Annotated in this window: 25 protein-coding genes; 22 read left to right on the forward strand and 3 right to left on the reverse strand. The window is 40.8% G+C overall.

Features of this window, described 5'->3' with window-relative positions:
• The first annotated feature begins 5 nt into the window (after nucleotides 1–5).
• Nucleotides 6–1,055 carry a Glu/Leu/Phe/Val dehydrogenase dimerization domain-containing protein gene (locus tag KW060_RS03570; RefSeq protein ID WP_249035000.1) on the forward strand — a complete coding sequence of 350 codons (1,050 nt, stop codon included), beginning with the start codon at nucleotides 6–8 and terminating at the stop codon, nucleotides 1,053–1,055.
• Here the strand turns inward: KW060_RS03570 and KW060_RS03575 are convergent, their stop codons facing one another.
• Nucleotides 1,056–1,946 (reverse strand): alpha/beta hydrolase, encoded by an 891-nt coding sequence (locus KW060_RS03575; protein WP_249035001.1) that lies wholly within the window; start codon nucleotides 1,944–1,946, stop codon nucleotides 1,056–1,058.
• Nucleotides 1,947–2,063: 117 nt separating this feature from the next.
• Here KW060_RS03575 and kynU point away from each other — a divergent pair, with 117 nt between their 5' ends.
• The 8 genes from kynU (at nucleotide 2,064) to KW060_RS03615 (ending at nucleotide 13,421) form a co-directional block, all read left to right on the forward strand.
• Nucleotides 2,064–3,302: a kynureninase gene (gene kynU, locus KW060_RS03580; RefSeq protein ID WP_249035002.1), complete on the forward strand. Its 1,239-nt coding sequence runs from the start codon at nucleotides 2,064–2,066 to the stop codon at nucleotides 3,300–3,302.
• A 65-nt stretch (nucleotides 3,303–3,367) separates the two neighbouring features.
• A complete protein-coding gene (locus KW060_RS03585) occupies nucleotides 3,368–5,041 on the forward strand; it encodes a hypothetical protein (RefSeq protein ID WP_249035003.1) in 1,674 nt (557 codons plus the stop codon).
• Between the two features lie 40 nt (nucleotides 5,042–5,081).
• Nucleotides 5,082–5,738, forward strand: coding sequence for a queuosine precursor transporter (locus KW060_RS03590; protein WP_420833171.1), 657 nt, complete (start codon nucleotides 5,082–5,084; stop codon nucleotides 5,736–5,738).
• A 9-nt stretch (nucleotides 5,739–5,747) separates the two neighbouring features.
• Nucleotides 5,748–6,164, forward strand: coding sequence for a cupin domain-containing protein (locus KW060_RS03595; protein ID WP_249035005.1), 417 nt, complete (start codon nucleotides 5,748–5,750; stop codon nucleotides 6,162–6,164).
• A 38-nt stretch (nucleotides 6,165–6,202) separates the two neighbouring features.
• Complete coding sequence (locus KW060_RS03600) at nucleotides 6,203–7,990, forward strand: ATP-binding protein (protein ID WP_249035006.1); 1,788 nt, start codon at nucleotides 6,203–6,205, stop codon at nucleotides 7,988–7,990.
• 26 nt (nucleotides 7,991–8,016) lie between these two features.
• Complete coding sequence (locus tag KW060_RS03605; RefSeq protein ID WP_249035007.1) at nucleotides 8,017–9,798, forward strand: ATP-binding protein; 1,782 nt, start codon at nucleotides 8,017–8,019, stop codon at nucleotides 9,796–9,798.
• A 90-nt stretch (nucleotides 9,799–9,888) separates the two neighbouring features.
• Complete coding sequence (locus KW060_RS03610; RefSeq protein ID WP_249035008.1) at nucleotides 9,889–11,622, forward strand: ATP-binding protein; 1,734 nt, start codon at nucleotides 9,889–9,891, stop codon at nucleotides 11,620–11,622.
• A gap of 32 nt (nucleotides 11,623–11,654) precedes the next feature.
• Complete coding sequence (locus KW060_RS03615) at nucleotides 11,655–13,421, forward strand: hypothetical protein (RefSeq protein WP_249035009.1); 1,767 nt, start codon at nucleotides 11,655–11,657, stop codon at nucleotides 13,419–13,421.
• Here KW060_RS03615 and xth read toward each other — a convergent pair.
• Both xth and erpA read right to left on the reverse strand, forming a co-directional pair.
• Nucleotides 13,418–14,188 carry an exodeoxyribonuclease III gene (gene xth / locus KW060_RS03620; protein WP_249035010.1) on the reverse strand — a complete coding sequence of 257 codons (771 nt, stop codon included), beginning with the start codon at nucleotides 14,186–14,188 and terminating at the stop codon, nucleotides 13,418–13,420. The two genes, KW060_RS03615 and xth, sit on opposite strands and share 4 nt — an antisense overlap.
• Before the next feature lie 3 nt (nucleotides 14,189–14,191).
• Complete coding sequence (gene erpA / locus KW060_RS03625) at nucleotides 14,192–14,533, reverse strand: iron-sulfur cluster insertion protein ErpA (protein ID WP_249035011.1); 342 nt, start codon at nucleotides 14,531–14,533, stop codon at nucleotides 14,192–14,194.
• Nucleotides 14,534–14,660: 127 nt separating this feature from the next.
• Here erpA and KW060_RS03630 point away from each other — a divergent pair, with 127 nt between their 5' ends.
• From KW060_RS03630 to KW060_RS03690, 13 genes are all read left to right on the forward strand, one after another.
• Nucleotides 14,661–15,863: a deoxyguanosinetriphosphate triphosphohydrolase gene (locus KW060_RS03630; protein ID WP_249035012.1), complete on the forward strand. Its 1,203-nt coding sequence runs from the start codon at nucleotides 14,661–14,663 to the stop codon at nucleotides 15,861–15,863.
• A 13-nt stretch (nucleotides 15,864–15,876) separates the two neighbouring features.
• A complete protein-coding gene (argS, locus tag KW060_RS03635) occupies nucleotides 15,877–17,628 on the forward strand; it encodes an arginine--tRNA ligase (protein ID WP_249035013.1) in 1,752 nt (583 codons plus the stop codon).
• A gap of 30 nt (nucleotides 17,629–17,658) precedes the next feature.
• Nucleotides 17,659–18,369, forward strand: coding sequence for an SPOR domain-containing protein (locus tag KW060_RS03640; protein WP_249035014.1), 711 nt, complete (start codon nucleotides 17,659–17,661; stop codon nucleotides 18,367–18,369).
• Nucleotides 18,370–19,389, forward strand: a complete 1,020-nt coding sequence (gene nagZ, locus KW060_RS03645) for a beta-N-acetylhexosaminidase (RefSeq protein ID WP_249035015.1) — start codon at nucleotides 18,370–18,372, stop codon at nucleotides 19,387–19,389.
• Nucleotides 19,382–20,062, forward strand: a complete 681-nt coding sequence (locus tag KW060_RS03650) for a site-2 protease family protein (protein WP_249035016.1) — start codon at nucleotides 19,382–19,384, stop codon at nucleotides 20,060–20,062. The genes nagZ and KW060_RS03650 overlap by 8 nt, the downstream gene beginning before the upstream one ends.
• Nucleotides 20,063–20,893, forward strand: a complete 831-nt coding sequence (locus KW060_RS03655) for a segregation and condensation protein A (protein ID WP_249035017.1) — start codon at nucleotides 20,063–20,065, stop codon at nucleotides 20,891–20,893.
• 1 nt (nucleotide 20,894) lies between these two features.
• Complete coding sequence (gene scpB / locus KW060_RS03660) at nucleotides 20,895–21,527, forward strand: SMC-Scp complex subunit ScpB (protein ID WP_249035631.1); 633 nt, start codon at nucleotides 20,895–20,897, stop codon at nucleotides 21,525–21,527.
• Nucleotides 21,528–21,628: 101 nt separating this feature from the next.
• Complete coding sequence (locus KW060_RS03665; protein WP_249035018.1) at nucleotides 21,629–21,850, forward strand: twin-arginine translocase TatA/TatE family subunit; 222 nt, start codon at nucleotides 21,629–21,631, stop codon at nucleotides 21,848–21,850.
• A gap of 40 nt (nucleotides 21,851–21,890) precedes the next feature.
• The gene (gene tatB / locus KW060_RS03670; RefSeq protein ID WP_249035019.1) at nucleotides 21,891–22,385 is read left to right on the forward strand and encodes a Sec-independent protein translocase protein TatB; all 495 of its coding nucleotides are present in this window, start codon (nucleotides 21,891–21,893) and stop codon (nucleotides 22,383–22,385) included.
• On the forward strand, nucleotides 22,378–23,187 hold the full coding sequence (gene tatC / locus KW060_RS03675; RefSeq protein ID WP_249035020.1) for a twin-arginine translocase subunit TatC: 810 nt from the start codon (nucleotides 22,378–22,380) through the stop codon (nucleotides 23,185–23,187). The genes tatB and tatC overlap by 8 nt, the downstream gene beginning before the upstream one ends.
• Nucleotides 23,180–24,454: a serine--tRNA ligase gene (serS, locus tag KW060_RS03680; protein ID WP_249035021.1), complete on the forward strand. Its 1,275-nt coding sequence runs from the start codon at nucleotides 23,180–23,182 to the stop codon at nucleotides 24,452–24,454. Before tatC ends, serS begins: the two co-directional genes overlap by 8 nt.
• Nucleotides 24,455–24,459: 5 nt before the next feature.
• Nucleotides 24,460–25,110 (forward strand): protein-L-isoaspartate(D-aspartate) O-methyltransferase, encoded by a 651-nt coding sequence (locus KW060_RS03685; protein ID WP_249035022.1) that lies wholly within the window; start codon nucleotides 24,460–24,462, stop codon nucleotides 25,108–25,110.
• 76 nt (nucleotides 25,111–25,186) lie between these two features.
• A complete protein-coding gene (locus KW060_RS03690) occupies nucleotides 25,187–26,083 on the forward strand; it encodes a M23 family metallopeptidase (RefSeq protein ID WP_249035023.1) in 897 nt (298 codons plus the stop codon).
• Nucleotides 26,084–26,149 lie beyond the last annotated feature (66 nt).

The raw sequence follows: 26,149 nt of genomic DNA on the forward strand, positions 1-26,149 counted from the left end.
GTAAAATGATTGAAAAAAATCAATTTCGGGGGCACGAACAACTTGCCTATTTCAATGATGAAGAAACAGGCTTAAAAGCCTTTATCGCAGTACATAACACAACACTCGGCCCGGGTGCGGGTGGTTGTCGTATGTGGCCATATGAATGTGAAATGGATGCCCTTAATGATGCGCTCAGGCTCTCTCGCGGGATGAGTTATAAAAACGCCATGGCGGGTTTGCCACTTGGTGGTGGTAAGGCCGTGATTATTGCCAATTCAAAAACCGATAAATCGGAAGAACTTTTTAAAGCGTTCGGTCGCTGCGTTCAAAAAATGGGCGGTAAATACATCACCGCAGAAGACGTGGGAATGACCACTGAAGACATGATGGTCATCGCGTCAGAAACTGATTATATTGCGGGGCTTCCGCACGGTGATCATGCCAGCGGTGACCCATCACCATTCACGGCGCGTGGCGTTTATAACGGTATCCGTGCAGCGGTGAAATATAAACTTGGTAAAGATAGTCTTGAAGGATTAACCGTTGCTGTACAGGGCGTGGGTCATGTAGGACTGTTTTTATGTGAACTTCTTCATAATGATGGCGCAAAAATCATTGTTTCCGATATTGTCCAAGAACATCTTGATGAGGCTGTTGAAAAATATGGCGTAACTGTTGTGGCGCCGGATGAAATTTTATCGGTTGAATGTGATGTATTGTCACCATGTGCGCTTGGTGCGGTACTGAATGATGACACGATCCCGAATTTAAAAACGACCATTGTTGCGGGCGGTGCCAATAACCAGCTTGCTAATGATAGTCATGGTGTGCGTCTTATGGACCGCGGTGTTTTATATGCACCGGATTATGTGATCAATGCTGGCGGTATCATCAATGTATCCGGTGAAACATCCGGAAATTATGATCTGGATAGCATTAACGAAAAAGTTGATAATATCTATGATACGCTTATTCACATTTTTGAACGTTCCGACGAAGAAAAGCGTCCGACCAATGTGGTCGCCGATGAAATGGCAGAAGAAATTATTGCAAAGGCAAAAGCCAAAAAATAATTAAGATCTGATTTGATTTAAGACAGCCTTAAATAGTGGGCTGTCTTTTTTATTTAATTCCATTACGATATCGAAATGATTAAATTTGGGCATTTTCACGTATGATGTGTTGATGCCTTTTTTCTGGCATGCTTTCATATATTCATCTGTTTGGCGGTGGAATTCGGATGTTTCGTTTTCACCTACGGAAAAAACGATATCACAGCATTCATCCGGAATATGGTGCAGCGGGCTTAAGGAGGTCGCGTCTTCCTTGGTCATTTTTAAGGGATCATTGACATAAGTATTTACAATCGGTTCCAAATCAAAAACCCCGCTTATGGCAAGTGCACCTTTAAGAGGACATTTGTTAAAACCATATAAGTTCCAATCGGTACTTAAAACTTCCGCGACCAAATGCCCACCGGCGGAACTGCCGGAAATAGTGATGTTTTCAGGATCACCACCAAATTTACGGGCGTTATTAATGACGGAAATCATGCCTCGTCTTGTTTGGTCGACAATTTCATGCATGGTGGCATCCGGCGCAAGCGTATAATCAAGCGCAATGAATATAACATCATGATCCAGAAAGTTTGGTGCCATAAAACAGCTTTCATTTTTGGAAAGCTCTTGCCAGTATCCGCCATGAATAAAAACATGAACGGGAAGTGGGGCAATTTCAGGATCATTTGCAGCTTTTTTTGCCTTATCCGGCATAAAGATATCGAAATGCGATCTTTCTTCGGGACCGTATTTTACATTTTGTTCAAATTGGCCATTAAGCAATTCGCGGGCTTCAGCACTTTTATCAATATACTGATTGATAAACACCATGATGTCGTCAATACAGCTGCTGGGGCTATATTCCCGTTCAAGTGTTTCATGATCCATAAAGTGATAAGGTTTCAATTGCCGGCCCTGTTATAAGTTTTTGGTTATAATTATTTAAGAAATTTTACATGGAAGATAAATTTAATCAATGATAGTCTTCCACAAAATTTTTAAATAATAAGGAAGTTACCCATCATGACGCTAACCCGTGAAGATTTTACCACACTTGATAATAATGATCCATTACGTGAATTCAGAGATGAATTTTACTTGCCCGAAGGCATGATCTATCTGGATGGTAATAGCCTTGGCGCCATGCCAAAGGCGGCGCGCGCCCGCGCGTTAGAGGTCATTGATCAGGAATGGGGCGAAGATCTTATCAAAAGTTGGAATAAAGCAGGTTGGTTTGAACTTGTTGAAAGATTGGGTGCCAAGACGGCAAAATTAATCGGCGCAGAGGCTGACGAGGTTATTCATGGCGATGCAACTGGCCTTAATGTTTATAAGGCAGTGGCAGCTGCCCTTGATATGCGCGCGGGACGCAAAAAAATTATCATGGAAGGAAGCAATTTCCCAACAGATAATTATATGGTTCAAGGCCTGATTAAACAATTGGATCAAGGCCATGAGATCGTGTTTGCGGAACATGATGAAATTATGGATGCCATTAATGATGATGTTGCCGTTCTTTGTATTACGCATGTCCATTATAAAACGGGTCGCTTACTGGATATGGAAGCGATCACCAAAAAAGCGCATGAACACGGCGCGCTTGTCATTTGGGATTTGTGCCATAGTGCGGGGGCGCTTCCGGTTGACCTTAATGGCTGTAATGTCGATATGGCGGTTGGATGTACATATAAATATTTAAATGGTGGCCCAGGCTCGCAAGCATTTGTATTTGTAGCAAAACGCCATCACGGTAAAGCTGTGCAACCATTAACAGGGTGGTGGAGCCACGAAGCGCCATTTGCTTTTGAACGTGATTACCGCCCAAGAAAAGATGTTCGTCAGTTTTCAACTGGCACAGAACCGATTATTTCCCTTGCAACATCTGAAGTGGGTCTTGATATTTTCTTGAGAGCAGATATGCAGGAAATCAGGAAGAAATCATTAAAGCTTTGTGATTTGTTCATTCAATTAATTGAGGAAAGATGTTCCGGTCACGGGTTTGAAATTGTGACACCCCGTGATCATAAAGTGCGCGGCAGTCAGGTTGCAATTTCATCTGAAAATGGTTTTCCAATTATTCAGGCATTAATAGATGCGAATGTGATTGGTGATTTCAGGGCGCCGGATATTATGCGTTTTGGTTTTACACCGCTTTATGTTTCATACACTGATGTGTGGGATGCGGTGGATAGATTAAAGAAAATTATGGACAGCGGGTCATGGGACCAAGATAAATTTAAACAGGTTGGGTCTGTGACTTAATTTGTGTATAATCACACGCAAAAATAATAATTATAAAGATTCCAAAGAATTTCGAAAGGGTAGCTATGCTAAAGAAAATCCTTATGGGCGCCGTTTGCATCGGTGCTATGTCATCACAATCATTTGCACAAGTCTGGGACCCGCAAGCGCTGAATGCGGATCCGAAAACGGCAGAGGGGCCAATTTCACCAAAACTTACCGGGCTTGGTGATTATAAATTTGCCGTTACAACGGAAAATGCAGAATCACAATATTTCTTTGATCAGGGTTTTCGTCTTTGGGTGGCCTTTAACCATTCAGAAGCCATGCGTTCCTTTAAAGAAGCAATTAGGTTAGATCCAGAAAATGCCATGGCCTATTGGGGGTGGGCGTTAAGCCTTGGTCGTAATCTGAATTTGCCAATGACGACCAATTCACATGAGCAAGCAAATTACGCTATCGGCATGGCAAGGTCATTAAAGGATAAAGTATCCCAGCGCGAAGCGGATTATATTGATGCGCTTTCCGCGCGTTATAGCGAGGATCTATCTATACCACGTGATGTACTTGATGAAGCCTATGTGGTTGCCATGGAAAAGTTGATGAATAAGTATCCGGATGATGCGGATGCAGCGGTTCTTTTTGTTGGTGCTGCAATGAACGCGCAGCCATGGGATTACTGGAACTTGGACGGCAGCACAAAGGGCCGCACAAATCAAGTGATTGAGGTTCTTGACCGAGTGATTGCAAAGCATCCTGATCATGCAGCTGCGCTTCACTATCATATCCATATTACAGAATCCAAGAAACCATGGCTTGCTGAAGAAAGTGCAGATAATCTTGCGCCGCTCTTACCGGGTTCAGGGCACTTAATCCATATGCCATCGCATATTTTTATGCGTCTTGGTCGTTATCAGGATGCATATGACACAAATATCGTAGCAGCCAAGGTGGATGAGGATTACATCGCACAATGTAATGCACAAGGGCTATACCCGCTTGCATATTATCCACATAACCTTCATTTCCTTGCATGGTCATCCATGTATACGGGGCGTAGTGGTGAATCAATTGCGGCCGCGCGTAAAGTAAAAGAAAAAGTAGAGGCCGGATCACGTGCCAACACCTGGGGACAAAATGAAACATTCCGTTCGCAGCCAATGTTCGTGATGGCGCGATTTGGTATGTGGGATGATATGCTTGAGGTCGAAAAACCATTTATGCGAGCCCAATTTATGACAGGGATTTGGCATTATGGACGTGCACTTGCAAACCTACATAAAGGCAATATGAACGAGGCAGAGGCAGAAGCAGCGGAGCTTGCAAAGCTTGTTGAAAAAATGCGTGAAGGTCAGCCAGGTTATTCAAATTTTGAAGATGCTGGTGGGCTTTTGACCATTGCAAAACAAGTTGTTGATGGTGAAATTGCCGCGAAAAAAGGTGATTTTGATAAAGCCGTTTTCCATTTGAGCAGCGCAGCACGTATGGAAGACAGTCTTGCTTATAATGAACCGCCATCATGGTATTTCCCTACACGACATATTCTTGGCGCGATCCTTCTTGATGCGGGCCGACCTGTTGAAGCAGAGGTGGTCTATTGGGATGATTTAGAACATAATCCGGAAAATGCATATTCGCTTTATGGCTTGCATCAGGCATTAAAAGCGCAGAAAAAAGATGACCTAGCTGATGAATTCCTAGCGCGTTACAACAAGATGTGGGCGAATTCTGACGTAAAACTGACAAGTTCGAGATTCTAATCATTTGAGCGAAAAACATCAGTTTAAATATTATGATTTGATGATGGCCGCCTTTGTGGTGGTCCTCATCTGTTCAAATGTTATTGGTCCTGCGAAACTTGCGACGATCGATTTATTTGGCTCGCCCTATATTTATGGGGCGGGCGTTTTGTTTTTCCCGCTTTCTTATGTTTTTGGTGATGTCCTGACCGAAGTTTACGGATATGCCCGTGCCCGTAAAGTGATTTGGGTGGGGTTTGCTGGTGTTATTTTCGCATCCATCATGAGCTTTATTATTGTGAAACTGCCGCCGGCGCCCGGATGGGAAGGGCAAGAAGCCTATGATATGATTTTCGGCCAAGTGCCGCGCATTGTGCTTGCGTCACTGATCGCATTTTTCACTGGTGAAATGATTAATGCGTATGTCATGGCGAAAATGAAAATCTGGACAAAAGGAAAACATCTTTGGACCCGTACAATAGGGTCAACGATTGTGGGCCAGGGCGCGGATAGTTTGATTTTTTATCCGGTGGCATTTTATGGCATTTGGGAAATGGAAGTACTTTTGACCGTAATGTTTTCCAACTTTTTAATCAAGGTATGCTGGGAAGCCATTTTGACGCCGGTCACATATAAAATTGTAAACGCATTAAAACGTGCGGAAAATGTCGAAATATTTGATAATAAAACCGATTTTTCACCATTTAAGTTAAATTAGGGAAAGAAAATGAAATACATATTGATAATAGTAGCTCTAATTTTGCCGTCAGTTTCAATGGCAGAGGACGTGATTAAACCATCAGTCATGAGCAAGGATGAAATCGCGGGTAAAATATTTGAACGCCCCAGCATGATCACGACCCATGAAAATAATGATACTCAACTGGATGTCAGATCATTACTTTCCAGCGATGAAAAATTTGATGTTGGTATGTATAAAGCAGGTAAAAGCCGCTTTGAAATCACAGAACCATATGGTGTGGATGAATTTATGTATTTCACAAAAGGAAGTGTGAAGTTGACATCTTCCGATGGGTCAGTAGTTGTTATAAATGCTGGTGATGCTGTTACGATCCCAAAAGAATGGACAGGCATTTGGGAAACAGATGGATATGAAAAAATATATGTAATATATACACGCTAAATTCAGGTGATCTGTAGATAGTGTAATAGGGGGAAGCCTTGACCAAGTTTAATGAAGATACGTTTAATACACATGGGCCAAGTATATTTACGTCATATCAGGCCGCAATAACACCCGTTACAAGTGATTTATTTGAATTGACGGCTCAACTGAACCAGCATCAACATAACGTTCTTTCTTTGATTTTGCCTGAAGTTATACAAGATAATCTCTCACCTTTGGAAGGGTTGTCATTAGGTGAGATTTTGTTAGAGCTTACTAAATCAATTAATTCATTAAAAAGCCCGGATGATTTAATTATTGAGATTAAGGAAGATCATTTAGGTAATCAGTATTTATGTGTTGAATATCTTTTTGATTTAGTGGCTAATTTTTCAAGTTATTTAGCGATTGAAATACTTAGATTTGTGTGTAATGGGAAAAAAGTACCACTGGAAAATGTTAGAAGAGAAGTTGAAGGAAAATTAGCAAGCTTAATGATGGTTCCATTGCGCGAATTAATGCAGAATATGCTTAGCACTGCAAGAGATATGCGCATCCCGTTTTATTTGGTTCATGAAGCATATCCTGTTTATATTTATGGCCAGGGTAAAAATGCTGTATTTTACAATCATGGTAATCCGCAAGGTAATAGTGAAATAGGGGGAAAGCTACAAAAAGATAAGGCGCATACGAATGCAGTATTAAGAAAACTTGGTTACCCGACGACCCAACAAGTCATCATTAGAAACCTTGAACATTGTACGGCTGAGGCACGAAAAATGGGATTTCCTGTCGTGATAAAACCAGTAAACATGGGGCAAGGTAAAGGAATTACCGCAAATATTAAAAATGTTGAAGAGTTGAAGTTTGCCTTTCAAAAAGCTTCTGCCGTTAGCAACAGTTATTTAATTTTGGAAAAATTTGTTGAAGGTGACGACCATAGAATTTCTGTCACTAACGGCAAAGTGAATTTAGTATCCAGAAGGCGCGCACCATACGTTATTGGTGATGGTGTTAATTCCATTACATCATTGATTGAGCAAGAAAACAGACGTCGTTTAGGTCTTGTTGATGAAGAATGTGATTTTTATTCGTTAGTGATAGATGACGAGATGCTTAGGCTTTTAAATGGCCAAGGGTTTTCACCGGATAGTGCACCAAGTATAAACGAAAAAGTGATGCTCGGTACTATTGATAATGTTTCAACAGGCGGTACTTTGAAAGCAATTAATATGGAAGATGTTCATCCAGATAATATCAAGATGGCAGGGTATGTTTGTAGAGCCTTTAGAATGACGTCCATGGGTATTGATTTCATGACACCTGATATTTCAAAATCCTGGCGGGAAGTTGGCGTTATTCTTGAGTTGAACGCATATCAGATGGTCGGTAAAGAAGTTGCTGCCCGAGTGTTTAAACATGAATTTTCAGATAAAAATAACGGGCGGATTGATAGCATATTAATCGTTTCACAAAATAAAGAATTCGGAAGACATTTTCTTGAAGTTAATAAAGAGAAATATTTAAGCCTGGGATATTCTGAACATGATTACACATTGATCAATGGTGGGGAAACAACTGCATTAGAAGATAATATTTATAGTCGTTGTTTATCCATGATACTTGATCCTGAATGTGATGGATTAATGGTTATGATGACACCCGATCAAATTGCTAAACAGGGTTTGCCATTAGATCATTTTGACAAGGTTATCGTTGATGATCAATGCAAGGATGTACTTTGGGATAATCAAGACGGAAAAATCAAAATCCTTGATTGGTTAGATGGTTTTTGTTCTGAGGTAAAAATCATATCTTTTGATGAAATCGTTCATATACCTTAACTTTTAAAAATGGAAATTTTGAATTAATGGAAATTAAAATCAATAATTTAAAGGTTTTTCATGGACCCAGTATTTATCTATCCAAAAAAGCTGTTGTCCTAGAATATGAATTGCCAATTAAGAATTATAACTTTTCCGAAAATGATTTTAATAACATGAAGTCTGTTTTACCTGATCATGTTGCAAATTTAGTGATCACGCCTGAACTTTTTAAACAAAAAAACATTCCTCAATTAATGAAAATTTTATTATGTAATCTATTAAACCTAAAAGGTAATAGAGAATTTTTTATTGAGGATAAAATAAACGACAATCAAAATCATACTATGGTCGTTCAATTTTTTGATGAAGTCGTAATAAAAATAGCAATAAATATTATGATGACCATTATTAATCATAGTCTTGCGAATGGAAAAACGAACACATTTCAATTAAAACAGCACATTTCGATGGCAGTAGAACACTTGATTTCTGAAATGCCGGGAAATGTAATTCGTATTATGCAAGAAGAGGCAATCGAACGAAATATTCCGTTTTATCCGGTTGGAAACAAACCAACAGTTTATTTGTATGGACAAGGTTCCCAGGGAATAATTTATGACCATTCGTCAAACAGAAATGATAGTGTTTTTGGTTATTTTCTTTCAAGAAGCAAATTGAAGACTTGCCAATTCATTCGCACATTAGGGTTTCCTGCGACAATTCAATTACCTGTTCGTACTTTTGATGATTGCATTCGAGCTGCTGATCAAATTGGATACCCTGTCGTGGTTAAACCTAATGACGGGGAAAGAGGGAATGGTATTACAACGAACATCCAAAATGTACAGAGTTTAAAGGCAGCATATGAAAAATCGAATAATTATTCTGATGGGAATAATATAGTTGAAAATTTTATCCCTGGTACAAATTACAGGTTTACTATTTCTCAAGGGAAATTGAATTCAGCATATGTCATGATGGCCGCCCAAGTAAGAGGGGATGGCAGTAGTTCAATTTCAGCATTAATAGAAGTTGATAATGTAAAGAGAAGTGCTCAAAAAGATATAGGAATGGGGGTCAAAGAACTAATCCAGGATCAAAAAATGAGCGAAATTCTTAATTATAATGGTTATTCATTTGATACGGTGCCTAAAAAGGGTGAAGTCGTTATGTTAGGTGATGTAACCAACCTTGCATCCGGTGGTTCATATGAACGGATTCCGCATGACATAATTCATGAAGATGTAAAAGAAATGATGTTTGATATCGTTAATGCATTGAGCATAGATAACGTTGGAATTGACTATATTTCTGAAGATATTTCAAAATCATGGAGAGAGACAGGAACGATAATTGAAGTAAATATTTTTATTTCAATGGAAAAGACGCTTGCCGCTAATATATTCAACAATCATTTTTCTAATGAGAAAGATGCCCGAGTAAGAACAATTCTTGTTGTTTCAAATAGTGACCAAAAAGCAAAAGAAAATTACACGCAAGAATTTAATAAATGTAGAAATTTTGGATTTGTAAGCTTGGATAATGTTTTGTTTAGAAATAGTAAGATGTTGATGAATGAGGTTGATTTGTATAATCGTTGTCGAGGACTATTGTTAAATCCCAATTGCGAAGGATTGTTTGTTTTTATGACACCGGAGCAAATTTTGCGACAAGGATTGCCATTGGATAGTTTCGAGCTAGCAATAATTGATCAAAACTGCGATTTATCCGTCTGGAAAAAAGAATATGGAATATGCGATTTAAACGAATGGCTTGATATGTTTTGTACAAAAATTGATAATAATTCTATAGATGAAATGAATTAGAGTTGTTAAAGAGATTAAACCATTTTTGGACGACCAATTAATTTATCTTATGAGACAAGAAATTATATTTAAATTAAGGGATAAATTATAGTGAGCGACCTGTCTTATAATATTCAGTTATATCGTGGCCCGAGCGAGAAGATACCGCATAAAGCTCTTGTACTTAATTTAGAAGGGAAATTATTAGAACAATCCGATAATTTTTCTGAAGAATTTAAGCAAAAAATACCTGTAATTTTACCGCCGCAGGTAATATCCCAGTTAAATCTGAATGAAATTGGAAATGTAAGCGAATTTACGGCTTCATTAATCAAGGCATTATTAAATCTAAAAGTGGATTATCCGTATGATATATCCACATATGATGAAGCTGAGGGTAAATTCAAACTCGTACTGCCATATGATATGGATGACCTGGTTGTACGCACTGCCAGATTATCAATGACCGTATTAAATCTTATTTTTCGTGATCAACAAGTGATAACTAAGACGCAACAAAGCCAAATTAATAATTATGTTCAGGAGATTGTGAACTTATCACCAAGTACGATTATTGCGTCAATGCTTAAGACAGCAAAAGAATATGATATTCCGTTTACCGTAATTGATAAAGTTAATTTTGCCATCTCATACGGGCAGGGAGTTAATTCGAAAATTTTTCAATATGCTTCAACTGATAAAGATAGCAGTTTTGGTTATCATATGCAGAAAGATAAAATCAGTACCAATGTTTTTTTAAGAAAATTAGGATTTCCTGCCTCGGAACAATATATTGCTGCTGATTTCAATCATTGTAGAAAAATAATAGATGAAATTGGTTTTCCTGTGGTTATTAAGCCTCATGCAGAGGGGCGGGGTACTGGTGTTACAGCAAATATATGTAAAATAGAGGACATTGAACCGGCATTCCTTGAAGCTTCTGAATTTTCGCCGGGCAGGGTTGTTATTGAAAAATATGTGCCGGGTGATGATCATAGAATAAATGTTTATGAAGGTAAGGTTGTCTCTGTAATGCGTAGGCGAGCTGCGTTTGTTATTGGCGATGGTAGGTCAAGTTTACAAACCTTGGTTCAAATTGAAAATAAACGTAGGTTGGAATTAAGGGCCGCAGGGGGACGATATCTGCAACAAATTGATCTAGATGTTGATGGTACGCAAAGATTAATTGCCGATGCGGGGCTTACATTAAAGTCTATTCCAGAAGAAGGTCGAAGAGTTAATTTGATTTCAATGGCAAATGTGTCACGTGGTGGTTCCGCTAAATTTTTAGATTTAAAAAATGTTCATCCTGATAATATTAAAATGGCCATTGATGTTGCACGTGCTTTTAGGTTGGATAATGCGGGACTGGATTTCATTACAGGCGATATCACGAAATCTTGGCAAGAAGAAGGAGCGATTATTGAGGTAAATGCTTACCCGTTTGTTGGCGATAATATTATCGGATTAATTTTTAAAGAAGAATTTGCCAAAAGAAATAATGGCCGGATTGATACGATGTTATATCTTTCAGATGATGAAAATAATGCGCATAGTTATTTTGATGAAATTAAAAACAAGTATAAAAACCTAGGTTTTACGAATGATAAATATACAGAAATATCAGGGATGGAACTTCATTTAAGACTTTTAGGTTTAATTGACAGGATTAATGCGCTGTCTTTAAACCCCACTTGTGATGGAATGCTCGTTCATATGAAACCAAAGGAAGTAAAAGAACTCGGATTGCCAATGGATCAATTTTCTAAAATTCTTGTTGATAAACATCTTGATAAAAAACTTGAATGGATTGAAAATTATACTAGTAAAATCGAGATAATATAGATCACAGATAAATAAAATATGGGGTGTCAGGTGTGAATATAATTAGCAAGATATATCATGGGCCGAATATATATTCCTCTAATCGTATTATTGTGGTGGAGTTTTCAAAAAGCATTTTTGATGATGATTTAACGGTAACGATTAGTGATTTGGAAAAACTTCGCATGATAATTGCGCCGTCCATTTCTGAACTAATAGGGTTAGATCAGATGATTTCCAGCCCTGAAATTTCTAATGTTAATAAGTTGATAATCGAATTGGTGAGAAGGTTTCTTTCTTATAAAGTCAATTATAATTTACCTATTGATATTAGGGAAATTGGTTCAAGTAAATATCAGTTGGCAGTAGAGTTTAATAATGTTGTTGCCGTTGATTGTGCAATTCGATTAGCCTTCATATTTACAAATATTATTAAATCTAAAGAAAAAAAATTAGCAAATCAAAATAACCAGATCCAAAGGTTGTTTTTGTTATTATCCAATAATGTTGCAGGTCCTTTAATTCAAGGTATGTTTTCTGCTGCAAAAGAAATGAATATTCCTTTTTATCTAATTGATGGGGGGCAGTTTGAATATTCGTATGGCCAGGGTAATAAGGCTATAATTCATAGCCATGCGAGCAATGATCGAAACAGTCTATTCGGATTTAGAATGTCGGATAGCAAAATGAAATCAAATCATTTTATTAAAACGTTAGGGTATCCCACGACTGAACAAATTACGACCCCGAATTTTGAAAGTTGTTTGAACGCAATAAATAAAATTGGCTTTCCGGTTGTTATAAAACCATTGGGTGCAGGTAGTAGCAATGGGATTACTGCCAATATTTGCAATCTAAACCAAGCACAAGCAGCCTATAAGTTGGCCGAACAGTTGTCACCGGGCAACATTGCTGTTGAGAAATATGTTGAAGGGGCTGTTTACCGGATTGAAGTGGCGAGCGGACAAATAAATTTTGTAATTGAAATGACGCCTGCGCACGTCGTTGGGGACGGAAAAAATAAGATCGAGGAATTAATACGAATTGAGAATGAGAAGAGGTTTTTAGATCGTGAAAATGGTGGATATCTTAAGGATTTAAAAATTGACCAGTTTTCATTGGCTGAACTTCAAAATGCAAATTTAACAGTAAATTCAATCCCTGCAAAAGGTGAAAAAGCATTTCTGAATAGAATTTCTCATGCTAATTTTGGTGCTACCTCTAAAACAATTGAAATCGATCAGGTGCATCCAGATGTACAAGCAATGGCCATAGAGGTATCAAAAGCATTCCGGCTTGATGTATCCGGCATTGATTATATCACGAAAGATATTACAAAATCTTGGCGTGAGAGCGGCACGATAATTGAGATAAATACATTTCCGTCGTCGAATAAAGAAAGATCGATGAAAATTTTTGAAAAAGAATTTTCAACACCCAAAAATGCCAGAATTGATACAACATTAGTTATTTCTAATAAAAAGGATACTTCACTACATATTTATAATGAAAAATTGGAAAAATCCCCCAGAACGGGCTACGCACATCATGATGAATTGATATTTAGTAATGGTAAGATGGCGGTCTTAAATGAAGGGCTTCATGCAAAATGTTTGGCTTTACTCTTAAACCCTACCTGCGAAGGAATGGTTGTCGCAATGACACCGGAAGATATCGTTAATGATGGTCTGCCGATTGATCAGTTTAGTGAATGTTTTATCGATCCAAATTGTAATGTTCAAGAATACAAAATGAATGAATTAAGCCTTGAAGATTGGCTTGGACAATTTGTGGATAAACTTGAAACCAGAGCTAATTAAACGTTTAATTCGCACCAGATCGGGGTGTGGTCTGATGGTCTTTCTTTTGCCCTTGGGGTGCGGTCAATATCGCATTTTACCACTTTATCAGCCGCAGTAGGGCTAAGTAACAAATGGTCAATTCTAACGCCGTTATCTTTTTGCCAAGCACCCGCCTGATAATCCCAATATGTATAATTACGACCACTTGGTGTAAAAGCACGAAGCGCGTCTGTATATCCTAAATTCAAGAGTGTGAAGAAGCGGTCACGCGATTCCGGTTGAATTAGGGCATCATTTGCAAAACGTACCATGTCATAGCAATCTTCGTCCTTTGGACAAACGTTATAATCACCACAAAGAACGACATCTTCTTCCCAAGTGAGCAATTCTTCAGCACGTTTTACAAGGCGGTCCATCCATCCGATTTTATAATCAAATTTTGGCCCCGGAAACGGATTGCCGTTTGGAAGGTAAATGCTTGCAACACGGACACCATTGATGGTCGCTTCGATATATCTGGATTGCTCGTCGCTATCATCCCCAGGAAGACCGCGCATAACGTCCTCGATCGGGTGTTTTGAAAGAATAGCAACGCCGTTATAAGTTTTTTGGCCATGGGTTTCCACGTTATAGCCAAGGTCTTCTATTTCCACGCGGGGAAAGGCTTCATCAACGCACTTTAATTCTTGAAACAAGGCCACATCAGGTTGAAATTCAGATAGCCATTCGGTGACACGCGGCAAGCGAGCTTTAACCGAGTTTACGTTCCAGGAAGCAATTTTCATAAATTATACCGCGAATGATGAACCGCAGCCGCATGACGCGGTCGCGTTAGGGTTTTTAACAACAAACATGGAACCGGCAAGTTCTTCTGTATAATCAACTTCTGATCCCATCAAATACATTACTGATAATCCATCAACGAGCATGGTTGCACCGTCGCGTTCAATGACCAGGTCGTCGTCTTGTTTATCTTCAACAAGTGCGAAGTCATATTGAAAACCACTGCAGCCGCCGCCATTAATGGAAATGCGGAATTTAAGATCTTTGTTGCCTTTTGATTCGACCAGTGTGTTAATGCGCCTTGCTGCACTTTCACTAAGTGTTACTGGTGTGTTATCATTTGTCATATTCTTTTAAACCTTGAATATTATACCCTGTATGAATTTATATGTATGTTAAACGATTGAATTGTCAATAGCCACCAAAAAGGCTTATGATGAAAAATACCCTTTAGAGATAGAAAAAGAAGTTTCCATGGCAGATTTTGAAATTTTTAATCCGGAACAGAATTTAGCGCCTTATGCGCTAATCCCTGGAAAATCGCGCGGGCGATTGCACAACGAAACAGAAAGCCACCGCAGGTCAGAATATCAAAGGGATCGTGACCGTATCATTCATTCTGGTGCATTTAGGAAATTGAAACATAAAACCCAAGTTTTTGTTCATCATGTGGGTGATTATTATCGTACCCGTCTAACCCATTCAATCGAAGTAGCGCAAATCGGCAGAAGCATTGCAAGAAATCTTGGCCTTAATGAAGATGTAACCGAAGCGCTGGCGCTTGCCCATGATTTTGGCCACACGCCGTTTGGTCATGTGGGCGAAGAAGCACTTGATGAGGCCATTAAACCATATGGTGGATTTGACCATAATGCGCAGTCCTTAAGGGTGGTGACAATACTTGAAAATAGATATGCCGATTTCCCTGGGTTAAATCTTACGTGGGATACCCTTGAAGGGCTTGCAAAGCATAACGGGCCGCTGGTTGCGTATGAGGGTGATACAAAAGAACTACATGTGAATTTTAACAGGTATCTTGAGCAACACGACCTTGAACCACATACCTATGCGAGCGCGGAAGCACAGGCAGCAGCCATCGCCGATGACATTGCATATAACAGTCATGATCTGGCAGATGGGCTTAGGGCAGGATTAATAACCCTAGAACAAGTGGCAGAAGTGCCGCTTGTCCGTAAAAAACTTAAAGATATTGTCGATAACTACGGTAAAATTGAAAAGGGGCAAATGCATCATGAATTGACCAGACGGTTGATCGCCCAAATGGTCAATGATGTGACAATTCATAGCCAGATTAATTTAAAAGCTCTTGCGCCGGAAACAGTTGATGATATTCGTGGGGCGGGTAAAGCCATGATTGATTTTTCAGAAAATATGAGAAACCAAGATAATATATTGAAAAAATTCCTCATGAAGAATATGTATCGTCATTATAAGGTAAATCGCATGTCCAGTAAGGCAAGACGGGTGGTGACAGATCTGTTTAACCTTTATTTGGTTGAGCCGGAATGTTTGCCAACAGAATGGCAAAAATCGCTTGAAAATGCGACGGCATCGGAACGCGCAAGACGTGTTGCTGATTTTATTGCTGGTATGACGGACAGGTTTGCGCTACTAGAGCATCAAAGATTATTTGATACTTCAACGTTTGAATTATAAAGACATTTAGAAAATGAATATTTTTAAAGATTTCCAGAATGCCATCAAAGATGTCATTACATCGCTTGGCAACGAAGAAAAATTACCCACTGATATGGACCTGTCCAATATTACCGCTGAAGCACCGCGTGACCCATCACACGGTGATATTGCAACCAATGCAGCGATGGTTCTTGTTAAACAAGCCAAAATGAAACCGCGCGATATTGCGGACCTTATCGCTGATGGCTTAGGTGTCATTGATACTGTTGATAGTGTTGAAATAGCAGGTCCAGGTTTTATCAATATTCGCCTTAAACAGGATTTTATTCAGAACCAAGTGTCAACGATTTTGCAAGAAGGTGTTGATTACGGTCGTAGTGATCTTGGAAATAAAGAAAAGGTAAATGTTGAATACGTTTCCGCAAACCCGACAGGACCACTGCATGTTGGTCATTGTCGTGGTGCCGTTTTTGGTGACGCGCTGGCAACACTTCTGGATCATGTCGGTTATGACGTGACCAAAGAATATTATATCAATGACGCGGGGGGGCAGATCAATACGCTCGCGCGTTCAGCGCATTTAAGATACCTTGAAGCATTAGGCGAAGATATCGGTGAAATCCCTGAAGGTCTTTATCCAGGCGAATATCTTATTCCTGTGGGTAAGGCGCTTGTGGAAAAATATGGTGATAGTCTTAAAGGCAAAGACGAAAGCGAATGGCTTGAAGATTTAAAAGCATTCGCAAGCAGCGCCATGATGGATTTGGTACGTGAAGACCTTGAAACGCTAGGTATTAAACATGAGGTCTTTTTCTCTGAAAAAAGCCTGCATGATAATGGTGATATTCAAAAAGGCCTTGAAGCATTAGAAGAAAAAGGCCTGATTTACACAGGTGTACTTGACGCCCCAAAAGGAAAGCTTCCGGATGATTGGGAAGAACGCCCACAAACATTATTCAAATCAACTGAATTTGGTGATGATGTTGACCGCGCGTTAAAGAAATCAGATGGCGCCTGGACATATTTTGCTGCTGATGTTGCTTATCATAAAAATAAAATGGATCGCGGTTTTAACCAGCAAATTGATATTTGGGGTGCGGATCACGGTGGATATGTGAAACGTGTACAATCGGTGTTAACAGCATTATCAGATGGCAATGCGGAACTTGATGTGCGTCTTTGTCAAATGGTGAAATTAATGCGTGACGGTGAACCGGTGAAAATGTCAAAACGTTCCGGAAATTTCATAACTCTTCGCGATATTGTGGATGAGGTCGGCAAAGATGTTGTTCGTTTCATCATGTTAACCCGTAAAAATGATGCGTCCTTAGAATTTGATTTCACAAAAGTAACCGAACAATCAAAAGATAATCCGGTATTTTATGTGCAATATGGCCACGCCCGCGTTTATTCGGTTCTGAAAAAAGCGGCGGATGCGTTACAAGGCGTTGATTTATCAGATGCGGCCTTAAAATCGGCTGATTTATCGCTTTTAACCGATGAAAGTGAACTTGCGCTTATCAAAACGATGGTGAATTGGCCGCGTATTGTGGAAAGTGCAGCAGCGGCAAATGAACCGCACCGCATTTCATATTATCTTTATGATCTGGCGTCAGAATTCCATGCGCTTTGGAATAAGGGTAATGACAGGGTTGATCTGCGATTCATTATTGATAATAATGCGGACCTGACACTGGCACGTCTTGCAATGATTAAGGCATTTTCCATGATCATTGCGGCAGGATTAAATATTCTGGGGGTTGAGCCAGTAAATGAAATGTAAGCCGGACTAAAAAATATAAGGAGCAAATAATTGAGCCAGCACGATCCTGAAAATGCTTCATGGTTGCGACCGTTACCGGAAGAATTTGCAAACGAAGGTCTTTATAAAAAAAGAAAAATGTTGCTGGTGGGCCTTAGTGCTGTTGTGCTTCTTGGTTTTGCGGGGATGATTTGGGCAAGCTATACGTCCGAGGTTGACGAGGGCGGCCCAGTCCCGGTTGTGCGTGCTGATAATTCCATTGTGAAAGAAAAACCGGATGATCCGGGCGGTAAAGAAATTCCGTTTCAGGATCGTGAAGTATTTGACCGTGTTGATAATCTGCCGCAAGAAAATGATGATGTACTTGCGGCGAGTTCAGAAATTCCATTAAAGCGTCCTGTAGCAGAAACAATAGAGCCAGCAGAAGAAGCAACTGAAGAAGAAGTGGAAGTCGCCGAAGAAACTGCGCAAGAAACGCCAGAAACCAAACCGGCCCCACCACCGGCGCCAGTTGGTGACTTTATGGTGCAGGTTGGCGCATTCGCTGATAAGGCAAAAGCCGAAACCCATTGGAACCAAGTGAAATCAAAAAACAGTTCCGCACTTGCGAACCTAAACCCCACATATATGCGCGTTGATCTTGGTGCGCGTGGCGTACTTTATCGTGTGCGCGGTGGCATGATCGCTAACCGCAGTGCTGCAGATAATATTTGTGATGCAATAAAGAAAAACAATCAATCATGCATGGTGGTAACCAAATAGATGGTAAGACCCGTTGTATCAGATGTTGCGGGACTTGAATTTACCACTGAAGAGTGGGATTTGTTCCGTGAATTTAAGCCGTTTGGCTTTATCCTTTTTAAAAGAAATTGCGATAATCCAGAGCAGTTAAAAAGACTGACGGACCAAATGCGTGATGTTACGGGTGATGAAAATATCCCGATCCTGATTGATCAGGAAGGGGGACGGGTCGCGCGCCTTGGCCCACCAAATTGGAGAAAATATCCATCCGCGGCCGTTTATGCGGAGCTTTATGATCAAAATAAAAATGATGCCATCAGTGCCGTTTCTATCCATGCGTCACTTATGGCAAATGACCTTCTTGAATGTGGCATCAATGTAGACTGTTATCCGGTTTTGGATATTCTTTTTGATGGTGCAGATAAGGTTATTGGTGATCGATCCTTCGGTAGAACGACTGACAAAATTATTGAACTATCACGCGCTGGGGCAGAGGCCATGATGGAAATGGGTGTAACACCAATTATCAAACACATTCCAGGTCATGGACGCGCCGATGTGGATAGTCATTTATCATTACCGATTGTGGATACCGATATCGACACCTTACGTGAAACTGATTTCGTTCCATTTAAAGCATTAAACGAAATGCCATGCGCCATGACGGCCCATGTAATTTATAGCGATATTGACCCTGATTATTGCGGCACCATTTCCAAAAAAATAATTTCTGATGTGATTAGAGATGAGATTGGCTTTAAAGGTGTTCTTTGTTCCGATGACTTATCGATGAAGGCATTAAATAAATCAGCCGCTGAAAATGCGGTTGATGCACTAAATGCCGGCTGTGATATTGCGCTTCATTGTAATGGTACGCTTGATGAACGAAGAGATACGTTGATGGCAACGGAAGAATTAAATGACAATGAGTATCAGCGATTAAGAACATATTTTGTGAAGTCAGAAAATATGAAATCATTTGATGCTAATGAACAATATGCGCAATTGTTGGATCTAACGAAAGGGTTGTTCAATGTCTGAAATAATGGTGAATATATCCGTTTGGGCGCTGCCGCTTTTGTTCGCAATTACGCTGCATGAAGCAGCGCATGCATGGACCGCATGGAAACTTGGTGACAATACCGCCAAAATGCTTGGCCGTGTTACATTTAACCCGATAAGCCATATTGATCCATTTGGGACGGTGATATTACCGCTTATTTTATTATTAAGTGGTTCCGGGTTTATGTTCGGATATGCAAAACCGGTCCCCGTTCAATTTAATAGGCTGAATAACCCACGCCGCGACAGTGTATTGGTGGCACTTGCGGGGCCGGGCGCGAATATATTTCTGCTTGTAATGTCGGCAATTTTTCTAAATTTTATTGAATATGTGCCGGGTATCGCCAATGAATGGGTTGGTCAAAATCTTGTGAATATGATTATTATCAACGCCATTCTAGCAGTATTTAATATGTTGCCGATTCCACCGCTTGATGGTGGTCGTGTGGCGGTTGGTGTGTTGCCATACCCATTATCAAGGCCGCTTGCCCGACTTGAGCCATATGGAATGTTGATCATTATCATGGCTTTATTTATCATTCCGGTAGGTGGACGATATCTCGGTTTGAATATTAATATTTTCCAGTATATTGTTATGCCGCCTGTTCAAATAATGTTGGAATGGGCGCAGGGATTAGCGAATTTATTTTAAATGAACGAAGAACACGATAACGAAATTGACGAATTTGAACTGCCGGACCCGCGTCTTGCCAAGATGGATGACGTGCCGGAAGAAGAGCGTCTTATTGTCGATATCGATGGTTTTGAAGGGCCGCTTGATGTTCTGCTTGCGCTTGCGAGAACGCAGAAGGTGGATTTAAAACAAATTTCCATTTTGGAACTTGTGAAACAATATCTTGAATTTGTGCAGGAAGCCAGAAAAGTAAGACTGGAACTTGCGGCGGATTATCTTGTGATGGCAGCGTGGCTTGCTTATCTGAAATCTAGATTGTTACTGCCGGAAGAAGAAAATGAAAACGAACTTTCCGCAGAAGAGCTCGCGGCAAGACTGACGCATCAATTGCAGCGCTTAAACGCTATCCGCGAACGCGCGGCAGAGCTTATGTCCAGAAACCAGATGGGCCGTGATATGTTTGCCCGTGGTGCACCGGAACCGGTGATTGTGGAACGACATCATACATATGAATTAAGTCTCTATGAACTGCTGACCGCATATTCAGAACATAAAATTCGCGGTGTCGCCGCAGATATACGAATTCATAAACGCGCCGTTTATACACTGGATAAAGCAATTGAAAGATTATCCGGTATGCTTGGGCTTGCTCTTGACTGGACGGACCTGTCGCAATTTATGCCGGATGATATTGATGATCCGCAAGTGATCAGGTCGGCAAAAGCAAGTATGTTTACAGCAAGTCTGGAACTTGCGAAAAACGGCAAGGCAGAGATCGTACAAAAACAATTATTTGGCCCACTGTTTATCAGAGGAAGAAAACGAGACGAGAGTGAGGGACGTGAGTAATATGGAAATTCATGAACAAATGCGAATTTGCGAGGCACTTTTATTTGCATCAGACAGACCGCTTTCATCGATCGCACTTGCCGAGCAGCTCTCGGAAGGATCGGACGTAGAAGATATTTTAAAACAGCTACAAGAAAAATATAAAGAATCAGGTGTAAACTTGGTTGAGGTCGCTGGAAAATGGATGTTCCAAACGGCATCTGATCTTGCATTTTTACTTCGTAAAGAAGAAGAAAAAGAAAGAAAACTTTCCCGCGCGGCGGTGGAAACGCTTGCGATTATTGCATATCACCAACCTGTAACACGTGCCGAGATTGAAGAAGTGCGCGGTGTTGGTGTTAGTAAAGGAACGCTTGATGTATTAATGGAAGCCTTATGGATTAAACCAAAAGGGCGCCGCAGAACACCAGGCAGACCAATGACTTACGGCACAACTGAAGATTTCCTTGTACACTTTGGATTAAATAGTGTAAAAGACCTACCAGGTATAGCGGAGCTTAAAGCTGCAGGTTTCTTAGAGAATGTGAACACCTCAAGACTTAACCTTTTAAGCGACGATATTCCGAACGAAGAGCAACCCGACCTGCCGATGGATGATGATGAAAGCAGTTCTGAGGAGCAGGTAATCTCTTAATTTATATTTTCTGTTGATTTCCTGTTCAAGATCGTCGATCTTTTGCGTGAAAAGCGCCTCCGTGTGTGTGGAGGATAATTGCATTTTAGGAGAGAAAAAATATGTCACCTAGTTTACCACAAATCATCATCGTAGTTGTTTTGTTAATTCTACTATTCGGCCGTGGAAAAATTTCAGCTTTAATGGGCGATGTTGCTCAAGGTATCAAAAGCTTCAAAAAAGGTATCGCAGATGACGAGCCAGAAGCAAAAAATGATAACCCACAGGTTACAAAACAAGATTCAGAAACAGCATCTGAAGATAAAAAAGAGAAAGCTGAATAAGCTTACTTAAAGACAATCATACAATTAGGTCATATCAATAATGTTTGATGTTGGTTTTCAGGAACTGTTTATCGTTGCGGTCCTTGCCATTGTGGTGGTGGGACCGAAAGACCTGCCGAAAGTAATTCGTTCTGTTATGGGCATGATTAATAAAGTCCGTGAAATGGGAAGCGAGTTCCAAGCAGGAATGAAGAAAATGGCGGACGAAGTCGAGCTAGAGGCTGTTACCCGCAAATTAAATGAAGCGGGTAATGTTAAGATAGATGATAACAATAGTTCATCGTCATCAACAACATCCACATCTTCATCTTCAGAATCAAAGCCTGATTTTTCCGATTATGATGAATATGATTATGACCAGTATGATTATGATGGATATTATGACGATTCTTCTGCTTCCGATAAAGAAGATGATGCAACTGAAGAAGACGCCGAAAAGGTAGAAGAGCAAGCCACTGAAGAACCAGTCGTTGAGGAAGACGTGGCTGTTGACGTTCCAGAAGAAGCAGAAGATAAGAGTAAAGTGAATGAGTGATCAAGCAACAGAAGACGATCTTGATCAAAGCTCAGCACCGCTGCTTGATCATCTTATTGAACTAAGATCACGTCTGATCTGGTGTATCGTTTATATTATTATCGCGTTTGGTGTCTGTTTTTACTTTGCCGATAATATCTATAATTTCCTAGCGCAGCCATTCGTGGATATTGCCCGTGAAAACGGTAAAGAGCCAACAATGATCTTTACCGGGCTTCAGGATAAGTTCTTCGTGAATATCCGTTTGGCTTTCTATGTGGCGCTTTGTGTGACATTCCCAATGCTTGCAATGCAAATCTGGAAATTTGTGGCGCCGGGTCTATATCAAAATGAAAAGAAAGCGTTCTTACCGTTTCTTCTTGCGACCCCGGTGTTATTCACCCTTGGGGCGGCAATGGCATATTATATTGTTATCCCACGCGCATGGGGTTTCTTTATGTCATTTGAAGTGGCGCCGGAAATGGCGGGTGAACTCGCCAATCAAGCGAGCCTTCAAATTCAGTCACTGCCTGCGGTGCGTGAATATTTATCACTGACAATTCTTTTGATGTTTGCGTTCGCACTTAGCTTCCAACTTCCGGTGTTGTTATTGCTTTTGGCCCGTGCGGGCATCATCACCCCAGAAGGACTTGCAGGAAAAAGAAGGTATGCCATTCTTGGCGCGTTTGTTTTTGCCATGTTTATGACACCACCTGATCCATTAAGTCAGTTACTGCTTGCGATACCGATCATCGCACTATATGAAATTTCAATTATCCTAATTAGATTAACAATAAAGAACGAAGACCAAGCCGATGTTTGATATTAAAGCAATTCGTGAGAACCCTGAAAAATTTGATGCGGCTTGGGGCCGTCGTGGTATGGAACCGCAATCTGCTGCGTTGCTTGCCATGGACACAGAGCTAAGATCAAAGCAAACAGAACTTCAGGATTGTCAATCGCAACGCAACGAAGCATCCAAAGCCATCGGCATGGCCAAATCAAAAGGCGAGGACGCATCGGAAGCCATCCAAAAAGTTGGTGAATTAAAAGCCAAAATGGGATCGCTGGAAGAAGATGTGCGTTCACTTACCGAAGAATTAAATGCTGCATTATCAAAAATTGATAATATTCCGGATGATGATGTTCCGGATGGTGAAAGCGAAGATGACAATCTGGAAATTCGCAAATGGGGTGATATCCCGTCATTTGATTTTGAACCGAAACAACATTTCGATTTGGGTGAAGACCTTGGTCAAATGGATTTTGAAGGTGCCGCAAAAATGTCAGGCGCGCGTTTTGTGCTTTTACGTTCTGATCTTGCGAAACTTGAACGTGCACTTGCGGCATTTATGCTGGATATGCATACGACAGAATTTGGTTACGAGGAAGTTTCAGTGCCGCTTTTGGTGCGTGATCAGGCCTTATATGGCACAAGCCAGCTACCGAAATTCGAAGAAGATCTGTTTAAAACGACATCGGATCATTATTTAATCCCGACGGGTGAGGTGCCACTTACAAACCTTGTGCGTGAAAGTATAGTAGAGGAAGAAAAGCTTCCAATGCGCTTTACATGTTTAAGCAGTTGTTACCGTTCAGAAGCAGGATCAGCAGGGCGTGATACACGCGGTATGATCCGTCTTCATCAATTCCAGAAAGTGGAAATGGTTAGTGTCACGACACCTGAACAATCAAATGATGAACTGGAACGTATGACGGGTATCGCGGAAGAAGTGCTTCAAAGATTGAACCTTCCTTACCGTGTGGTGAAACTTTGTACAGGTGATATGGGCTTTGCAGCGCATAAAACATATGACCTTGAAGTATGGCTACCGGGGCAGGATATGTACCGTGAAATTTCAAGCTGTTCAAATACGGGTGATTTCCAGGCACGCCGGATGAAGGCACGTTGCCGCCCGAAAAATGACAAGAAAACCCGCTTTGTTCATACACTGAATGGGTCGGGACTTGCGGTTGGCCGTACCATGGTTGCCGTACTTGAAAATTATCAAAATGCTGATGGTTCGATCACTGTTCCAGAAGTACTTCGTCCATATATGGGCGGGCAAGAGGTTATCAAAGCGTCATAAGTCATATGAATATTGCACTGGATGATAAAAAGGAACGATTGCTTAAGAGGCTGCGTGAGCAGGGCATCAAAGATGAAGATGTTCTTGATGTTATTGCCGAAATTCCACGTGAAGAATTCATCGCGCCATTCTTAAGGGCGCAAGCATATGAAAATGCCGCACTTCCTATTGAAAGCGAACAAACAATAAGCCAACCTTTTGTTGTCGCCTATATGACGCAGGAATTAAGACTGGAAAAAACGCATAAGGTTCTGGAAATTGGAACCGGATCCGGATATCAGGCGGCCATTCTTTCAAAATTATGCAGACGGTTATTTACGGTTGAACGCCACCTGCCGCTTTATGAAAGTGCGACGGCGCTTTTTAAAAAACTACGCCTTTATAATATCACGACGCTTTTTGGTAATGGAATGCGAGGCTGGAAAGAACAACAGCCATTTGACCGTATCATGGTGACGGCGGCTGGCGAAGAAATTCCGGACGATCTTTTATATCAATTAAAAGACGGCGGCATCATGGTTATTCCTGTTGGCGCGCAGGACGAAACGCAACATATTGTCCGCATTACCAGAACGGGTGATGATTTTGATGTAAAAACATTATTGCCGGTAAAATTTGTGCCACTACTTTCTGGTATTGTGCATTCATCGGAATGACTGTTATAGTTTCGCTATGATGTGTTTAGAATTTAAGCGAATAAAATTCTTATTGCTGTTTATAATGGCGCTGATCATGACGGGGTGTTCGCTCGGTTATGATAGCGAGGGGCCATACCCATATTCACATGTCAATAGCCCGAACAGTACCTATCAAAGCAGCGCATCATCAAGAAATACTCCGGTCCCAATTCCAACGCCAAGAACGAAACCCGCTGTTCCAGGAAGGCAGGTTGTGGCCAGTGGCACATCAACTGTACGTGTTGGGCGAGGGGATACGGTTTATGCGATTTCACGGAAATACGGTGTATCCGTCCGGTCGATTATCAATAGCAATAACCTACGTCCGCCTTATATGCTTAATTCGGGGCAGACGTTAAAAATACCCGCCGGATCAACATATACCGTAAAGCGCGGAGATACTGTTTATGGTGTGTCGCGTGCCAACGGCGTTCAAATGAGTGAACTGGTTAAGCTTAATAACCTTAAATCACCATATGCCCTTAATGTCGGGCAAAAATTAAACTTGCCCGGAAGAAGTGCGTCATCCGCGCGCCCTACACAAGTTGCAATTGCACCACCACCCCAAATCACCGGGAAGGGGTTCATGTGGCCGATTAAAGGGCGGGTGCTATCCAATTTTGGTCCAAAACAGGCGGGCTACCATAATGACGGTATCAATATCGCTGCCCCAGAAGGAAGCAATGTATATGCATCGGAAAGTGGTGTTGTTGTGCATGCGGATAATAAACTGGCGGGTTATGGTAATTTGGTGTTGATTAAGCACCAGAATGGCTGGGTCACTGCTTACGCCCACAACGATAGCCTGATGGTGAAAAAAGGGGATCAGGTTAAGCGCGGAGATGTCATTGCGAAAGTCGGCCAGACGGGCCGTGTCACACGCCCACAACTTCATTTTGAAATGCGCAAAGGGTCACGCGCCGTTAATCCCGTTCAATACTTAAAAAGCTAATCACTTCTATACGGTCCCGCAGGGAAGCCGAAATCTGTTTACAAGAATTATGCTTCTCTGTAGTCT

The sequence above is a fragment of the Pseudemcibacter aquimaris genome, from assembly GCF_028869115.1.
Lineage (GTDB): Bacteria > Pseudomonadota > Alphaproteobacteria > Sphingomonadales > Emcibacteraceae > Pseudemcibacter > Pseudemcibacter aquimaris.